16 protein-coding genes are annotated in these 16,478 nt (G+C 40.2%); 6 read left to right on the top strand and 10 right to left on the bottom strand.

The features are described 5' to 3' along the window. Nucleotides 1-54 precede the first annotated feature (54 nt). The 3 genes from DTA23_RS05085 to DTA23_RS05075 form a co-directional block, all read right to left on the bottom strand. The gene (locus tag DTA23_RS05085; protein WP_070561678.1) at nt 55-1,503 is read right to left on the bottom strand and encodes a glyceraldehyde-3-phosphate dehydrogenase; all 1,449 of its coding nucleotides are present in this window, start codon (nt 1,501-1,503) and stop codon (nt 55-57) included. 137 nt (nt 1,504-1,640) lie between these two features. After that, nucleotides 1,641-2,768 (bottom strand): radical SAM family heme chaperone HemW, encoded by a 1,128-nt coding sequence (hemW, locus tag DTA23_RS05080; protein WP_112373972.1) that lies wholly within the window; start codon nt 2,766-2,768, stop codon nt 1,641-1,643. Between the two features lie 118 nt (nt 2,769-2,886). Further along, entirely contained in the window at nt 2,887-3,102 is a 216-nt protein-coding gene (locus tag DTA23_RS05075) for a hypothetical protein (protein WP_112373971.1), read from the bottom strand. Between the two features lie 109 nt (nt 3,103-3,211). On the opposite strand from DTA23_RS05075, the gene DTA23_RS05070 reads away from it, so the two are divergent. Continuing rightward, a complete protein-coding gene (locus tag DTA23_RS05070; RefSeq protein ID WP_204990924.1) occupies nt 3,212-4,351 on the top strand; it encodes a glycoside hydrolase family protein in 1,140 nt (379 codons plus the stop codon). Nucleotides 4,352-4,455: 104 nt separating this feature from the next. Here DTA23_RS05070 and DTA23_RS05065 read toward each other — a convergent pair whose 3' ends face one another. Then, on the bottom strand, nt 4,456-6,333 hold the full coding sequence (locus tag DTA23_RS05065) for a M1 family metallopeptidase (RefSeq protein WP_112373970.1): 1,878 nt from the start codon (nt 6,331-6,333) through the stop codon (nt 4,456-4,458). Nucleotides 6,334-6,492: 159 nt separating this feature from the next. On the opposite strand from DTA23_RS05065, the gene DTA23_RS05060 reads away from it, so the two are divergent. Next, nucleotides 6,493-7,350, top strand: a complete 858-nt coding sequence (locus DTA23_RS05060) for a hypothetical protein (protein WP_112373969.1) — start codon at nt 6,493-6,495, stop codon at nt 7,348-7,350. A 123-nt stretch (nt 7,351-7,473) separates the two neighbouring features. Here the strand turns inward: DTA23_RS05060 and DTA23_RS05055 are convergent, their stop codons facing one another. The 6 genes from DTA23_RS05055 to DTA23_RS05030 form a co-directional block, all read right to left on the bottom strand. After that, on the bottom strand, nt 7,474-8,871 hold the full coding sequence (locus DTA23_RS05055; protein WP_112373968.1) for an MBL fold metallo-hydrolase: 1,398 nt from the start codon (nt 8,869-8,871) through the stop codon (nt 7,474-7,476). An 11-nt stretch (nt 8,872-8,882) separates the two neighbouring features. Next, nucleotides 8,883-9,698: a sulfite exporter TauE/SafE family protein gene (locus tag DTA23_RS05050; protein WP_112373967.1), complete on the bottom strand. Its 816-nt coding sequence runs from the start codon at nt 9,696-9,698 to the stop codon at nt 8,883-8,885. A gap of 83 nt (nt 9,699-9,781) precedes the next feature. After that, the gene (locus DTA23_RS05045) at nt 9,782-10,195 is read right to left on the bottom strand and encodes a DUF6691 family protein (RefSeq protein ID WP_070561666.1); all 414 of its coding nucleotides are present in this window, start codon (nt 10,193-10,195) and stop codon (nt 9,782-9,784) included. Continuing rightward, the gene (locus tag DTA23_RS05040; RefSeq protein ID WP_197084072.1) at nt 10,196-10,756 is read right to left on the bottom strand and encodes a YeeE/YedE family protein; all 561 of its coding nucleotides are present in this window, start codon (nt 10,754-10,756) and stop codon (nt 10,196-10,198) included. Nucleotides 10,757-10,839: 83 nt separating this feature from the next. Further along, nucleotides 10,840-11,280 carry a hypothetical protein gene (locus DTA23_RS05035; RefSeq protein ID WP_053003767.1) on the bottom strand — a complete coding sequence of 147 codons (441 nt, stop codon included), beginning with the start codon at nt 11,278-11,280 and terminating at the stop codon, nt 10,840-10,842. Next, nucleotides 11,270-12,673: a WG repeat-containing protein gene (locus tag DTA23_RS05030; RefSeq protein WP_146753010.1), complete on the bottom strand. Its 1,404-nt coding sequence runs from the start codon at nt 12,671-12,673 to the stop codon at nt 11,270-11,272. Before DTA23_RS05030 ends, DTA23_RS05035 begins: the two co-directional genes overlap by 11 nt. A 403-nt stretch (nt 12,674-13,076) precedes the next feature. Between DTA23_RS05030 and DTA23_RS05025 the strand changes: the two genes are divergently transcribed. From DTA23_RS05025 to DTA23_RS05015, 4 genes are all read left to right on the top strand, one after another. Further along, on the top strand, nt 13,077-13,583 hold the full coding sequence (locus DTA23_RS05025; RefSeq protein ID WP_256602821.1) for a response regulator transcription factor: 507 nt from the start codon (nt 13,077-13,079) through the stop codon (nt 13,581-13,583). Further along, nucleotides 13,567-13,758: a winged helix-turn-helix domain-containing protein gene (locus DTA23_RS28480; RefSeq protein ID WP_256602820.1), complete on the top strand. Its 192-nt coding sequence runs from the start codon at nt 13,567-13,569 to the stop codon at nt 13,756-13,758. Before DTA23_RS05025 ends, DTA23_RS28480 begins: the two co-directional genes overlap by 17 nt. After that, nucleotides 13,748-15,130 (top strand): sensor histidine kinase, encoded by a 1,383-nt coding sequence (locus DTA23_RS05020; protein ID WP_070561660.1) that lies wholly within the window; start codon nt 13,748-13,750, stop codon nt 15,128-15,130. The genes DTA23_RS28480 and DTA23_RS05020 overlap by 11 nt, the downstream gene beginning before the upstream one ends. A gap of 157 nt (nt 15,131-15,287) precedes the next feature. Beyond that, nucleotides 15,288-16,478 (top strand): porin, encoded by a 1,191-nt coding sequence (locus DTA23_RS05015; protein ID WP_070561658.1) that lies wholly within the window; start codon nt 15,288-15,290, stop codon nt 16,476-16,478.

Here is a 16,478-nt window from a genome sequence, read left to right as displayed (position 1 = left end):
GCCTATATTCTGCAGGTTACGCGTGGTTTCTTATTCTTGATGCTTGACTGCCTCCTAATAATAGGTATATCTTCTTACACCGGTAATGTGACGCGATAAGCGCATCACCTGATGGGAATATCCGTATTCATTGTCGTACCAGACATATAAAATAACATTCCTGCCATCTCCCGAAACGATCGTCGCTGGAGCATCCACGATTGCGGTGGCAGTGGAACCAATAATATCCGAAGAAACGAGTTCATGATCTTTAGAAAATTTAATCTGTTCGACCAGGTCACCCTGCAGAGATGCCTCTTTTAAAAGTGCATTGATTTCGTCGACCGTAGTTTTGGCTTTAATTTCGAGATTTAAAATTGCCAATGATCCGTTTGGCACGGGAACGCGAATGGCATTGGAGGTCAGTTTGCCCTTTAGCGATGGCAATACTTTTGAAACAGCAGCGCCCGCTCCAGTTTCTGTGATCACCATATTGAGCGCCGCAGCACGACCCCGTCTGGACTTTTTGTGCATATTGTCGACAAGATTCTGGTCGTTGGTATAGGAATGTATGGTTTCGATATGTCCTTTTTCAATGCCTATTTTATTTTCAAGCACCGCCAAAATAGGGGATATTGCATTCGTCGTACAGGAAGCAGCGGAAAAGATCGCATGCTTTTGCAAGTCAATATTATTTTCATTGACTGCATATACGATATTTGGAACACCTTTCCCCGGTGCTGTTAATAAAACTTGGGCGACACCCTTGGATTGCAGGTGACGACTTAGTTCTTGCTCATCTCGAAAAGCGCCCGTATTGTCGACGACCAAAGCATGCTGTATTCCATACTCGGTATAATCGATATCTTCTGGCTGTTTGGCTGAGATAAGGTGGACAGTGATACCATTGATAATAAGTGCCTGATTAGGAATGTCGGCCTGTATGTCGCCCTCGAATGCACCATGTATGGAATCTGTTTTTAATAGTGTCGCTCTTTTCAATATGGACTTGCTGTCATTGGCGTCCCGGGTTACAATGGCACGAAGGCGAAGCTGCTGTCCGGCACCGGCTTTATGCATAAGCTCTCGGGCGAGTAAACGGCCGATACGGCCAAATCCATAAAGAACAACATCGCGTGGTTTTAATTCCGCTTGTTGATTGATGTCCTTTAATTCATTTGTTATAAAACTCGGCAGGTCGTTGTTGTCAATTGCCTGTTTCTTGACCTGTAAGGTAAGTTTTCCGATATCGATACGTGCAGGAGATAGGGTGAGCTTTTCCAATTCCTGTGCCACCTGAAGAGTGTCAAAAATATCGAATGGCTCTTCGGTAAGGAGGACGCTTTCCTTGACCAGGTTAAGAATTGAACTCGATTTTACATCAATGAGTTGATTTCGAAAAAATACAAGTTCAATAGCGCGGTTATACCACAGGTTACTGACAATTTGAATTAAGCTTACGGCAGCGTTTTGTTGCTCTCTGTAACTTTTGATCTCTAAGTCAAAAGATGGCTTGTGTGACATAATAATGTTATAATAGATTATGTTGCAAACATAGCACAAAGAGCCAAAAAAAATAACCTATATTTTTATTTTCGTAATATTTAAAACATAAACACGGTTGTTATTGTTGTTTTTGTAATTTTTATCTATTTTATTTATTAATATTCTATAACAAATAGGTCGGACATGATATGATCGGCCATTAATTTACCTGCATCCGTTAAACGTAATTTACTTTCTTCCAAAACAAGATTGCCCTCTTCCAGAAATGGCTCTGCATCCTTCAATACGCGGTTTTTGATAGATTGCCCGAATTTACTTTCCAGCGCAATCAAATCGAGCCCCCACATGGTTCTCAGCGAAGTCATGATACCTTCGTTGATTTGGTCCAATGTTGAAAGCTCCTCAATTTGCAGGGGAAGTTGGTTTGAATTGATTGCGGTCATATATTTCGCGTTGTTGGAAACATTCCAGGCTCTGGAAATTCCATTGAACGAATGTGCCGAAGGGCCTATACCAAGATAATGTTTACCTTTCCAATAATTTGTATTGTGACGCGCATAAAGGCCATTTTTTGCAAAATTGGAAATTTCATATTGTTCATATCCCGCAGCTTTCAATGTATGGATAAGGAGACTCATCTGATCTGCGGCCTGATCCGAATCAATTGCTGGACTTAAGCCTTTTTTAATGAAGTGATCCAATGCTGTCTTATTTTCTACAGTCATGGAATACGAAGAAATATGGGGAATTTCAAAGTCAATCAGCTGTTGCATATTGTGGCGCCATTTCTCGTCAGTCAGTAACGGATAGCCATAAATAAGATCACAGGTAATATTTTCAAAGCCCGCATCTTGCACCCGCATAATTGAAGCCAGTGCTTCTTGTTGATTATGTGCTCTGTTCATCCATTTAAGATCCTCTTCAAAGAAAGACTGTATGCCTATGCTGAATCGATTGATTACTGTATTCCGTAGACTGTTTACTTTGGCGGCATTTAAATCGTCGGGATTAGCTTCCAGTGTAATTTCAGCATGATTTGCGATGTCAAAATGCTTCCCTATCGTATCGATGATCTGGGCGATCTCATCCGCTTCCAGTAAGGAAGGGGTACCGCCACCAAAATAGATCGATTCGACCTTTTTGTCTTCCAAATAGGATGCCCTGAGTTCAATTTCCCGTCGTATGGCATTGATCATCTCACTTTTGTATTGTAGTGAAGTGCTAAAATGGAAGTCACAATAATGACAAGCCTGTTTACAGAAGGGAATATGGACATAAATCATGGGGACAAATATACCAAGACCTGACCAAATCGCTCCTTATTTTTTCTTCTTTCGAGTATGCATACCTGAAATCTTTTCTAGACTTATGCCTAGATGCAAGAGGAATTTATAGGTTTAACTATTTCCGGTAGCCACTAGCCGAATAAATTCCGGGTAAGATAGCTGTTGGACTTTTCCGCAGTTCATTAAAGGATTTAAAAAGAAAGTGCAATAGGATGGAAGAATCATCCACAAGAAGGTTGACAACGAGCTGGTTATTCGTTATCTTGTTGTCGATATTTTTGTAGAAGTACCAATATAACACCTCATGTCTGATGAAGGAAAGTGAATTCAAGAGTTTCTTTCTAAAAAATTGTGGGTATCAGCCTCGTGTAAATTATTTCATGGGAGCCGATCAAATAGATTAGAAAACGAATTATTTTCTTCTAATAAAAGTAAAATGTATGAAAACCTCCCGTCGAGACTTTCTAAAAAACGTTGCCGGTTTTTCCGGCCTCTTCCTGTTTTCAAACCATGGATATGCGTTTGGGGCTATTCCTAAAGACTCTTTTAATAATCAGGACTCTTTTATCGATCGGTTGTTACCGGCACCAAAAGGCGGCGGATTTGCGATGAAAGATTATTGGATTTGGGATCCTTCGGTTATAAAAGGAGAGGATGGACGATATCATATGTTTGCTTCGCGTTGGAGCAAACAATATGGTTTTGGTAATTGGGTCACAAACTCAGAAGTCGTCAGGGCTATTTCAGATACCCCTGAAGGGCCATACGAATTTGTTGAAGTTGTTTTGCCCGCTCGGGGGAAGCAATATTTTGATGGTTGTACAACACACAATCCGCGCATTGTAAAAAGCGGTGACTATTATGTACTTTATTACTTTGGCAATAATTATGATGAGCCAACTCCTGCTTTTACAGAAAATGTATGGGAGTCGGGCCTAGGCCAGAAAGCCTGGATGCATAAACGTATTGGGATGGCCTATTCCAGATCAATTGCAGGGCCATGGAAACGAGTTGATCAACCGATTCTGAATCCGCGGAAAGGAGAATGGGATGCCTCCATTACATCAAACCCTTCGCCAGTTGTCTTACCGAACGGAAAGGTTTATTTAGTGTATAAATCTTCCCCACTAAATTATAATCCGCCACTTCTATTGGGAGCTGCACAAGCAGATTCTTTTCTCGGACCTTATCGCCGTTTGTCGGAAAAACCCATTTTTTCATTCCATACGGACCAAAACCATGAAAATGATGTAGAAGATCCATTTGTGTGGCATAATGGTCAGCAGTTTGAACTTATTATGAAGGACCGTTACGGAAAGATCTGCGGTGAAGAGGGGGGCGGGATACACGCTTATTCCAAAGATGGTATAGATTGGCATCTTTCAAAGTCTGTAAAAGCTTATTCTAAAACAATTCAATGGGATGATGGCACAACGAGTCATCAGGCGAATTTTGAACGACCGTTTTTATTATTTGAAAATGGGAAACCTACGCATTTGTTTGCTGCTACGGGAGATGGTTCGGCGCCCTATCAATTTGAACGCACATGGAATATGGTTATTCCTCTTAAGAGTACTTGATTCAGGTGAGGTGATTAGCAAAAAAAGCTTCCAAACCAGGTATATGTGAAGTGGTTTGGAAGCTTTTTTTACCCCGATCTGTTCAGATAATGGGAATCTACGAGTTATTTGCTAAAACTGTTGTTTGCCGATTCTACATCCGCTAAGCGTAGTGAAGGATCAATAGTTACCGCTTTTGGTGTTTTCGACACATGGATAGTATAGTCGGGTTTGGTCCAAAACCAATCTTCAAGCACGGTCCTTTTAACACCTTTGTATATGTCAAAATGTTCTTCCGGTTTTTCTCCCCGCATTTCACGCAAAGGAATATAAAATAGTTCTTTACTTCCATCTGTGTATTCTACCAGAACATCCAGTGGCATGGCAAAATTTGACTTATTAGCCAATAAAATGTCGGTGTCTGTTACTTTTTCGATGGCGTAATCAATTTGACGTGTTGTATGGATAAACAGATTGAAATACCATTTTAAGTTTATACCGGAAACCTCTTCAGCAACGCGTTTAAAATCATTTGGTGTCGGATGTTTAAATTTCCAGATGTCATAAAATTTCAGGAAGGTTTTTTCCAAATTTTCCTGACCAATAATATAACCCAACTGTTCTGCAAGCACGGCACCTTTGTTGTATGCTTCGTTGCTGTAGCCGTAGTTGGTGTTATAATAATCTGCCAGTAAGCTCATCGGTTCTTCTTTACCTGAAAGAGCCAATTTATAGTAGCCACGGTAGGCGGCAATTTGTGGGTTAGAGGCAATAGCACCTCTTTTTTCAAAGATATGTTGCATGGCCAACTCTTCGACATAGGAGGTGAAACCTTCATCAAACCATTCATCTACGGTTTCATTGATCCCAAACAATTGTTGGTACCAGGAGTGTGCCGATTCATGGAATATGACACCAACAAGACTTTTTAGATTGCGGCCGCCTGTGATCAGAGTAGCTGTGCCATACTCCATACCACCATCGCCACCCTGAATGATGGTATAAGTTGGCCATGGATATTTACCAAACTTCGCACTACAGAAGTCAAAGAATTCGGTAGAAAGGCCTATTGCCGTTTTCCAATTTGAAATAACTTCTTTGTCAGTTGGCAAGAATACGGTATATACTTTTATACCATTTTTACTTGAAGCGGAATCCACAACAAATTTGGGGTCTGCGGCCCAGACAAAATCATGGATATTTTGGGCTCTATAGTGCCAGGTCGCTTTATTGTCGATGGCTTTTACTTTCGCTTTCTGTTGATAACCTTTGACCTCTGATGGGTTTTGAAGAACACCTGAGGCACCAACAACATAATTTTTATTGAGGTGTATGGTGACGTCAAAATTGCCAAAAGGAGCAATAAATTCACGACCTGTATATTCATCCAAATGCCAGCCGAATTCATCGAATTGGGCCATCTTCGGATACCATTGCGCCATAGATAATGCTACACCTTCGGCAGAATTCCGGCCAGTTCTTCTGATTTGTTCCGGAACTTGTGCGGTCCACTCCATATCAAAACGTGCTGTTTCGCCATCTTGGATAGGAGTTGGTAAAGCGACCTCCAAGATCGTTCCGTCAATTTTAAATGATGCGTTAGCCCCATTCATTGTTAAGCTTTTGATTTTTTGATAACCAATTTGATTGGTCTTAAGCTCTCCAATGCGGCTTTGATATACCGGCTTTTCTTTTGTGCCAAGGTTGGTCACCATGCGCTTGTCTGGATCACTGATGTTTTTTAAGCGGTAATCCATCATCGATCCTGGTTGAAAAGCATTGAAATATAAATGGAAATATACTTTTTTAAGTGATTGCCCTGAATTATTGCTGTACTTCAAGGTCATTTTTCCATCGTACTGATATGCTTTTTCATCCACGTTGACATCCATATGGTAGTCAACTTTCTGTTGCCAGAATCCTTTTCTTTGGGCCTTCGCTACTGCCCCCCAAATATTCAATACACATGCAAGTGTAAAAAAGGATATTATTTTGATTTTCATGCCCCAAACTTACAAAATTGTCTCAATAAATGGCACTTAAACGAATGTAACGAAGTTAATGTCATCAAATCTTGACGAAAGTTGACTGTTCTTTAGGAATTGGCTTGGTTTTGGTTAGGGAATTTAACTGTTAAGTTAAAAATCAATTTTACTGTTTTTATGGAAAATCTATATTATAAGCCCTCGGGAAAGGCTCCTGCTTTGGCATTTATCGGATCTCTTGTGCTAGGAACAATCAGTGCTGTTGTATTGGCAATTGTTTACATCGCTTTGCAGTGGTTTATCCCTATTATTTATTTTAATGTATTTATTACATTGGGATTTGGTGCTGGAATATTCTATGTGCTGAATTTCTGTTTCAAAAAATGGAAATTAAGAAATAAGGGCATTGCACTATTGATTACTTTGCTAGTCGCGCTTTTAGCCTTTTATGCGCAATGGGCTCTTTTCGTTTCGCTGATGTACAATGCGGAGGGAACCATGGGCGGAGATACCTGGGTAAAATCATCTTTCAATCTGGAAGGGTTCAAAGCCTTTTTCTTACACCCTTCATTTATTTGGGAAGCGATGCAAGGTTTAAACGAAGTCGGTACCTTTACCTTGAAAAAGAGCCCGGTTTCGGGTGGTATGTTGTGGGCCGTTTGGGCGATTGAGATGGGTATTATTCTGATTACGCCGCTTATTATGGCTTTCCGCGGTATTACTATTTATCCTTTTTCTGAAAAAGACGAAGTATGGATGAATAAGCGGACATTGCCCGGAAGGTTGAAATTCGTGGCGGATAAAGATGCCGTAGTAAGCTCCTTGGGGAATCATGATTTTGCCTATGTGTATGATCATCTTTCAGATGAAGAAGAGCATTTCTCTTTTGCTACGGCCGAATTATATGAATCTGAAACGGACGACCATCAGTATCTGACCATCTATAATCATCAATTTACCGAAAAGAAAGGCAAGATGGAAGAGAAGAAGGATGAGGTTATCGAATTCTTGCGGATCAATAGAAATAGTCTATAAACGAAATATACTGCCGAGTTGAGTTGCTCCTTATCATGCATTGGCAGCTCAAATTCGATGGTATCGTTTGGTTCTCTAAAAAAAGATCCCAGGAATGTTTATTCTGGGATCTTTTTTTTAAGGTTATTGTACCAAAGTTCCGCCCTTTGATTTCCATTCATTGATGGAAGGACTGTAAATTTTGACGTCCTTAATACTGTTTTTTGCTAATATGGATGCTGCTATTGTTGCGCGGTCTCCAGACTGACAGTGCAGGTACGGCTGTTTGTTTTGGTCAATTTTGTGGAGATTGTCTGCAATTGTACCGACAAAGATATGAGTCGCATGGGGTAAATGCCCCTCTGCAAACTCACTAGAATTGCGTACATCAAGTATTTGGATATCGGATCTGCCCAATACACTATTCATCTCTTCGAAACCGATGAGTTGCTGGTGCTCCAATTCAATTCCCAAATGAGGGATCGTATCTGGCGTAATATATCCAGCGACTTGATCCAATCCAATGCGCATAAGCTTGCGGGCAATGTCGTCCAATTGACTTTCCGCTACAATGAGTATAAACGGATCTGTGTAATTAAGGATCCAGCCAGCCCAGGTATTAAATGTTTTGTTGTTCTGAATATTGATGCTATTGGGGAGATACCCTTTGGCAAAGTCAAACTTGTAGCGTGTATCAATGACGGTTGTTCCTTGGTGGTATAAATCCAGAAAAGTTTCGTTTGATAACTTGTTATACTGAGGAACTGCCGTTTGCAATGGCCGCGCTATTTTGTTGAGTTTTTTCATCGTGGCAAAATAGCGTGGCGGTTCGGGCTGTCCTGATAATAGTTCTTCCACGAAGGCTGTTTCGTTGTTTTGGTATTGAAGTGCCCAGTTGCGTATTTTTTCATAACCAACCGTTGAACTCGGAACTGCACCCAGCGCCTTTCCACAAGCGGATCCGGCCCCATGCGCGGGCCATACCTGAATATGATCAGGTAGCGTCAGGAAATGTTGTAACGATCGGTACATTTGGTGGGCCCCAATTTCCTTGGTTCCGACCATTCCCGCTGCATTTTCCAACAGATCTGGGCGTCCGATATCGCCAACAAACACAAAATCACCTGTAAATAGCATGACCGGCTCCATGGTTGCAGGCGTATCAATCAATACAAAACTGATACTCTCGGGCGTATGTCCGGGTGTATGGATAACCTGGAAAATCAGATTTCCAACGTGAAATTGATCGCCATGTTTTAATCCAATATGTGGGAATTCATAGTGCCAATCTTCTCCACCTTCATCGGATAGATAAGGTTGGGCGTCTGTCAATGCGGCTAACTCTAGCGTACCTGAAAGGTAGTCGGCATGGATATGTGTTTCCGCAATATGCGTTATGGTCAGATTATTCTTTTGTGCAATCTCAAGATAGCTGTCTACATCTCTTTTAGGGTCAATGACAATAGCGACACCCTTGGCTTGACAACCAATGATATAACTTGAATGTGCTAAAGATGACTCAAAAATGTGTTGAAAAAACATAGCGTGTGATTTTAATGATTTACAAATTGAATGAATTCGAAAGCAAAGATTAGGATGCCAATACTAATTAAAAAGTACCCAAAAATACCTTTCAATTTTGCTGCATCTAATTTGTCTTTCCATTTGGAACCAATTTGGAGGCCTATTAAAGTGATTAACGTAAAGGTAACCAATATAAACCAATTCATATGTTCCAGGAACTGATAATTCGCGATCAAACCGAATGAAGCGTTTAAACCGATGATAAACAACGAAGTGGCAATGGCCTGTTTAAGTGGGATTCCTAAGAGCAAAACGAGGGCAGGTACAATGATAAAGCCTCCTCCCGCGCCCACCAAGCCAGTCATGATACCGACGAGCAATCCGACGAGGACAACGTTGAAAATCTGACCAATTCCGCTTCTGAATTGATCGTGCTGAACCTGTTTACGTTTTCGCACCATTGCTGTTGCAGAAATCAGAATCACCATCGAGAAAAGTAACATGATGATATGGTTTCTGGAAACCGCTATTTCGCCCAGGTGAAATGACTCTGGTATGGCTACAAGCAGATAACGCTTGGTCAGAAAGACAGAAATTAGCGATGGAAAGAGAAAAATGGCCGTAGTTTTCAGATCAATTTCTCTTTTTTTCAACGGAGAAATTGATCCGACCAAGGCTAATATTCCTATAGAAAACAGCGAATAGTCCAATGCATATTGAGGTTCTATATGAAAAATATAAACAAAGACGGGCAATGTTAGAATACTTCCGCCGCTACCCATCAAGCCCATTGATAGCCCGACCAGAACAGCTAATATAAAACCAGCTATAAATATTAATTCCATGTTCTCTTTCTAAAATTTAAACTCCAGGTACAGGCCTCAGATTTCGGATATATGAGGTAGTTTCATAACAAAGTCTGTTCAACTTAATGCGGCAACTTATTGCGCAACAGCCCATAAAGCCAAGTACCTAACAAAGCAAAAAGAAGGACGATTCCAATAGTCCAATAACCGGCACCGATTAGGGCAAACATGGGGCCCGGACACGCACCTGTCAATGCCCATCCCAAGCCAAAGATTGTTCCTCCGACCAGGTATCGTGTAATACTTTTGTCTTTGTCATAGAATGCTATTTGCATCCCGTTACTATCTTTGATTCGCTTTCTCTTGATGATCTGTACGATTATAATTGCTGTGGTCAGTGCTGTACCGATGATGCCATACATATGAAAGGAACGAAATTGAAACATTTCGTAGATTCTATACCATGACGCGGCCTCCGATTTGTATAAGATGATTCCAAACAATATACCGATGAAAATAAATTTTAGTGCTTTCATTTATGCGAAAATTAGTGGGAATAAAAAATGAACCATGATGATCCCGCCTAGGAAGAAACCTATAACGGCAATCAAAGAAGGAAGCTGAAAATTGCTAAGTCCAGAAATAGCATGGCCTGATGAACATCCACCAGCATAGCGTGTTCCAAATCCAATCAATACACCGCCAATACTTAAAATTAGAAACTGAAACAAAGATCCGTCGAAAACGAATATGGATTCAGGAAGGTAGCCTTGTAGTTGGTCGATAATACCCAGCTCTTTTAGATCGGCAACACTTTTGGGATTAATCTGGCTTGCAGTGCCATCGCTCAGAAAATGATGTGCAATAAAACCGCCAATGGCTGTCCCGAGTACCACCAATAAATTCCATGATTGGGTCTTCCAATCGAATCTGAAAAAAGAGGAAGTTTTTCCGGCACCTAATACAGTACACATGGTACGTAGGTTATTGGACATGCCAAAATCCTTCCCCTGTTTGAGCAGCAGGTACATGACCAGCGCAATTAAAGGTCCTGAAATATACCAGGGCCACGGTTGTTTAATGTATTCCAATAGCATAACAATGTTCTTAAGTGATGTTACAAAGGTACATACTGCCTTTGCAAAAGCCTGTAACAAATGTTACCGAAGGAAGAAAGAATTTATAGGTCGTAATATTCGATGTCTGCGGTCTTTAGGGCTTCGGTTAGCAGAGGAAGATCATCTTCTTTTTGAAATAATTTGTTGCGCCAAGTACGAAAAGCCGGTCCTTTGTTTTGGTTGATAATGATCAGGTTTCCGCCAGAACGTTTAAGATTCCTGATATGAGAAATATTATTCAGAGGGAAAACGATTGTTTTTTTAGCATTGCTTATCTGCAGTGTATTTTCGTCCAAGACCCAAGTCGATGATAAAGTCGAACACTTTATGGCCAAATACAGTGCTAAAGGGATCATTAAAAGAGCAACAATAATCTTGAGAATTTCTTGTATGGGAACTTTAGACATGACCATTCCGATCAAAAAGATTGAAACCAGCAAGATTAACATGTATTTTCCACGATGCAATGTCGACAAGTGGAATGTCTGTGGATTACTCTTCATATTTCTTGATAAACTTCCCTTTTGTGTCAATATAGTAAAAATTCCCTAGATCCTCTGTTACAAGCGCTAGCCCGTTTTCAAAATCTTGGGCATTCTGAAATTTAATTGGGACCACGACTTTTCCTGTGTAATCAATGTATCCGTACTTGTCGTCTTTAAAGGCCAAAAGAAGTTTCTCTCCTGCAAAAGACAGAAATTCATAGTTCGTCTTAAGTTGATTGTGCCCCGTTTTATTAATAAGCTGGTAGGATTGGTTTACTATAATTAACGCGAGATTATCGCGATAATCTGAAATGGTCTCATATTTGGCAGGAAGTAAAACGGTGCCTTTTTGATCAATAATACCCGTGTATTCTCCTTCCGTAAAAAGTCCATATGCTGGGCTAGGTACTGAAATAAAGTCATACTTCGCCTTCAGCAATATTTTACCGTTTGTATCCAGAAGTCCATACTTAAGATCGCTCATATAAACCACAGGACCGCCTTCGGTTTCTAAACTGAGCGATTCATATTGACATGGAATAACTTCTTTGCCATGGAGATCTATCAAGCCAAACATTTGCGCTGCATCGTTTACGATGGCATAGTCTCCTACATAGCTATATATTGCCGTATATTTTGCTGGTGTTAATTTGTTTCCTAAGCTGTCCTGTACACCAAAATATGATGTGCTGGAATCTTGATACCAAGATAGATGGTCGTTTAACGTGGAATCTACAGCTTCATCTGTAGCTTCACCTTCTTCGTAATCTGCTGGGACTTCAAAGAGCGATTGGTCGAATGTTATCTCCTCGACTTTAGTGGCCTGAATTCCTAAACCCGCCGATCCGATATAGAGCGCTGCCCCAGGTACTTTTTCGAGATAATCGTAAGTGCCCCAGTATAACTTTGGTAATTTGGGTGCATACCAAACGGTAATTTCCGTTTGTGGATCTTGACTACCTGTTAGATTGAATGTTGCTTTTTCGCAGGTAATTCCTGCAATTATTTTCTTTTGATTAGGAATTAAGCTGATCTCAAAATCCCCTGAATAGGCATAATTATCGCCTTCGTTTGCGGAAGTCTCAATGAGTTTGCCCGTAGCCAGTTCTGTTGCGGTATAGGTTTTATTTATTTCATCCAGTAGAAAAGAACTGCCTTCGCGGATATTGCTGATCTGTATCGATTTTCCGAATAATAGACTTTCAATTCGCATCTGGTCTTTCGCGATGAAGGCCTGCATTAACGCTTCCTTATTTCCAGCCAATATTTTGATGAATTCTGAAGATGCCGTATCTGTTCCCGTTTCAGGATCAGCAAATTGGTATGAAATTTTATATAGTTTCTCCTGAGCATGTCCTTGTCCTATAAGGAGTAAAAATGCCAGCTGTAAACAAAGGATAAATTGTTTCATTGTGTGATTTTGAGCTACAAAAATATTGAAATTCAATTGATTTTTGAAATAATCTTTCGTTATTTGTGGAAATTCTTTCAAAAATAGATATTATTGTATTCGAATGCTTAAATCCGGTTTTTGGTCTGTGCTAAGTTTCAAGTGTTAAGAATAGTCTGATTCTTTTAAGTAGAGGTTTTGAGTTGCGGTATATCGCTATACCACTTGAAGTAAATTGATGTCATGGCGGTGGTTAAGGGATCTTGAGGGTGTATGTGTTTTTATACTTATTTTATGTGTTATTATCATATAATCGTCAAGAAAAAGCGAAAATAATTTAAGAATGTAGCTTTTTGAGAAAAGGTGACATGTTAATTTTGTATTTTACAAACCTCGAATTTTTTACTGTTTAAAAGAGATACCTGTGGAACTATTACTAATTGAGGACGAACCATCTGTCATATCATTGATCGAAAGAGGCTTAAAAGAAGAAGGCTATCATATTAGTATTGCTATGGACGGTTATACTGGTCTAAAAATGGCGGGATTGAATCATTATGACCTCATCCTGTTGGATGTAATGTTGCCTGGTATGAATGGTTTGGATGTCTGTAAAAACATTCGGATGTCAAACAACGAAGTCCCTATTATTATCTTGACGGCATTAAATCAAACGGAGGACATCGTCGAGGCATTTGACAGGGATGCGGATGATTACTTGACGAAGCCCTTCCGTTTAGAGGAATTAAAGGCTCGAATCAGCCGCTACAGCCGCAAATCCAAAACAGTGACCGAGCAGAAAAATATATTGGTATTTGACGATCTTCAATTGGATAGAGACAGCAAATCGGTTCAACGTGCCAATTCTCCTATTATTCTTACCGCTACTGAATTTCGTCTACTTGAATTTTTTAATGCTCAATCGAAATAAGGTATTGAGCCGGATCGATATCCTGGAGGAAGTATGGGGTATGGATGTTGACTTAAGTACCAATGTTGTTGACGTATATGTGAATTACCTTCGGAAAAAGATCGATAAACAATTTTCGCGTAAACTTATCCATACAGTGATTAGTATGGGCTATGTAATCCGTCATGAAAATTAGGACCAAAATAGTTCTTCTATTTTCGATCATCAGTACCCTGCTGCTTGTTGTTTTTGCCATTTATGTGTCTTATTTCACGTACGACAGTCTGCAAACTAAATTTTTTCATCGGCTAGAAGAGAATGCCGTGATTGTTGGAGATCACATCGTCCATCAGAAGGATGAAAATAGAGCGCTCTATATTCAGGTAAAACGTAAATACCTGAAACAGTTATCTGAGGGAACAGACCATCTTATTCGTGTTGTTAAAGGAAGTGATCGTGTTCAAATGCGGCCTGAGTTGCCCATGCCCGAAACATTCTATACCGACGTAATTCGCCATGGAAAGGGAAGATACATGCATGGTAAGACTGCTTTTGTAGCGGTATTCTTTCAAGATCATCTTCACCACGAGAATTTGATTGTTGTATCGGAAGGGATCGATGATTACGGTCATGAGGAACAGTGTCAATTGGATCGGACACTGATCACAGGTGGGATTTTGGCGATTTTTTTAATCGTACTCATGTCTTTTTACTTTGCTGACCGATTATTGAAACCTATTAAAGATATCAACAATGATTTAGATAAAGTTGATATCGCCCATTTAGACCATCGCCTGTTCAGTAAATTCAGTAATAGCAAAGATGAATTGGGTGTTTTGATTGCGAACTTAAATTCAATGCTTAACCGATTGGATATTTCGGTTCAATCGCAACAGAGTTTTATCGGAAATGCCTCACATTCGCTAAAAACCCCACTTACAATTATTGGGGGAGAAGCCGAATTGGCGCAACAGCTCTTGTCGAAAGAGCATGAAGCCTATTATTCCCTGGAGACTATCGCAAAATATGCGGATAAAATGGAGTTGATTATCAATAATCTTTTGCAGCTATCTCGCATGGGTTTCAAGGGGGAAGTGGACAATAAAGAAATTATTCGAATTGACGAGTTACTCTATGAAATTTATAAAGCGGAAAAAAGTATTCATAAGGACCTCAAGCTTTCTTTTGATCTAACGGAAATCCCGGAAGATAGTGATGAACTTACGGTTTTGGCGAATCCGGATCTGTTTTTTATTGCCTTTAGCAATATTATTTCAAATGCATTTAAGTACGGCAATGGACTGCAGGTTGGCGTAGCAATAAGTAGCGATAGCAAAAATATTACGATAAAAGTGTTTGATCAAGGGATCGGTATTCCTAAAAAAGACCAGCCACATATTTTTACCTCTTTTTACCGTGCTTCTAATGTCGGTGATATCTATGGCAATGGTTTGGGGCTTGTTTTAGCCAAAAATATCTTTGACCTCCATGGTGCTGAATTGCTCCTCCATTCAGCGGAAGGTCAAGGCACTTTGGTCGTTGTTACAATCCCAAAAACTCCTTTCTAATTTCATTTTAATCTCATCCTTATTCCATTTTTAGGTGGCTGTGATATACTTGTACCGGAGATAAGTATAAAGCATGGATCTATCTTGTTGTTTTGAATCGAATTCTGTTTTGAAACTGCGGGATGGCTTCTTTACCCTAGAGGAATACACTATAAGGATGAAAAAAACACGTTTACTTTTTACAACACTTGGGATTGGCGTAGCATCATTGCATGCGCAGGAGCAGGTCCAAACGGACTCTGTTCAGGCACAGAGAAGCAGCTTGCTACTGAAAGAACCCGCGAGAGCAAAATCATTTCAATTGGATGTCCTGTTAAGAGCAGGTCTGCAAACGGACAATGGCGAGGGTGCTTCTCAAGCAAAAGCAAACCTTGATGACGCCCGTATTCTGATGAGCGGGGAATACAATGATCGATTATCCTATAAAGTACGTTTTCGCCTCAATAGGTCATTTGCTCCAACGAGTCAGGATAATGGATCGCGTGCCTTGGATATGGCTTATATTAAGTACAAGTTTGGCAAGGATCTCAAATGGTCTGTTACGGCCGGTAAACAAAGTGCAATGGTCGGGAGTTATGAGTTCGAAAATAACCCAATTTACGAATATAAGTTCACAGACTATGTAGACCGTATATTGAATCTCTTCGTCGTCGGAGGAATGTTATCCTATGAAGTCAACCCGAATCATTCGTTGCATGCCCAAGTTTACAACACAACCAATGATAGTTTTATGGAGCTTCATACAAAAAATGGTTTTGCTGTAGGTGATTTGGAACGCTCTACTGTGCCTATGGGAGCCTATTTCACATGGGTGGGTGCATTTATGGACAAACGTTTTAATACGAAATGGTCTTACAACATCGCTCAGTTCGCAAAGGGACATACCAATCATGCCATTTCATTAGCGAATAAATTCAAAACAGCAAAGCAGATGCTATATCTTGATTTACAGTACTCTTATCTTGCTGTCGATCATGCAATGATTGCATCTTCCGCGATCAACGAATTTTATGGTCGAACTGGCGAGAACCGTGTATTGGCCAAAGATGTAAACTACAGCTCTGCCATACTGCGCTATGATCAATTTTTGAGTAAAAAATGGGAGCTGGCGTTGAAAGGTGGCTATGAGATTGCGGGATCGCGGGATGATAAGCAACTCGGCAAGAATTTTCGCCAAAACTGGACCTATTTTGCGGCTTTGCAACATAAGCCGTTTCATAACCAGGATCTTCGGTTCTATCTAGGTTACGTCGGTAACACCGTAAACTATAAGGACTATATGGATATGGCCAAGAGTCAGTACAACCGCTTAGCCTTTGGGGCATATTTTACCATTCCAGTTTTATAA

The sequence above is a fragment of the Sphingobacterium multivorum genome (genome assembly GCF_900457465.1).
GTDB lineage: Bacteria > Bacteroidota > Bacteroidia > Sphingobacteriales > Sphingobacteriaceae > Sphingobacterium > Sphingobacterium multivorum.
This window is presented reverse-complemented; position numbering and strand designations above follow the sequence as displayed.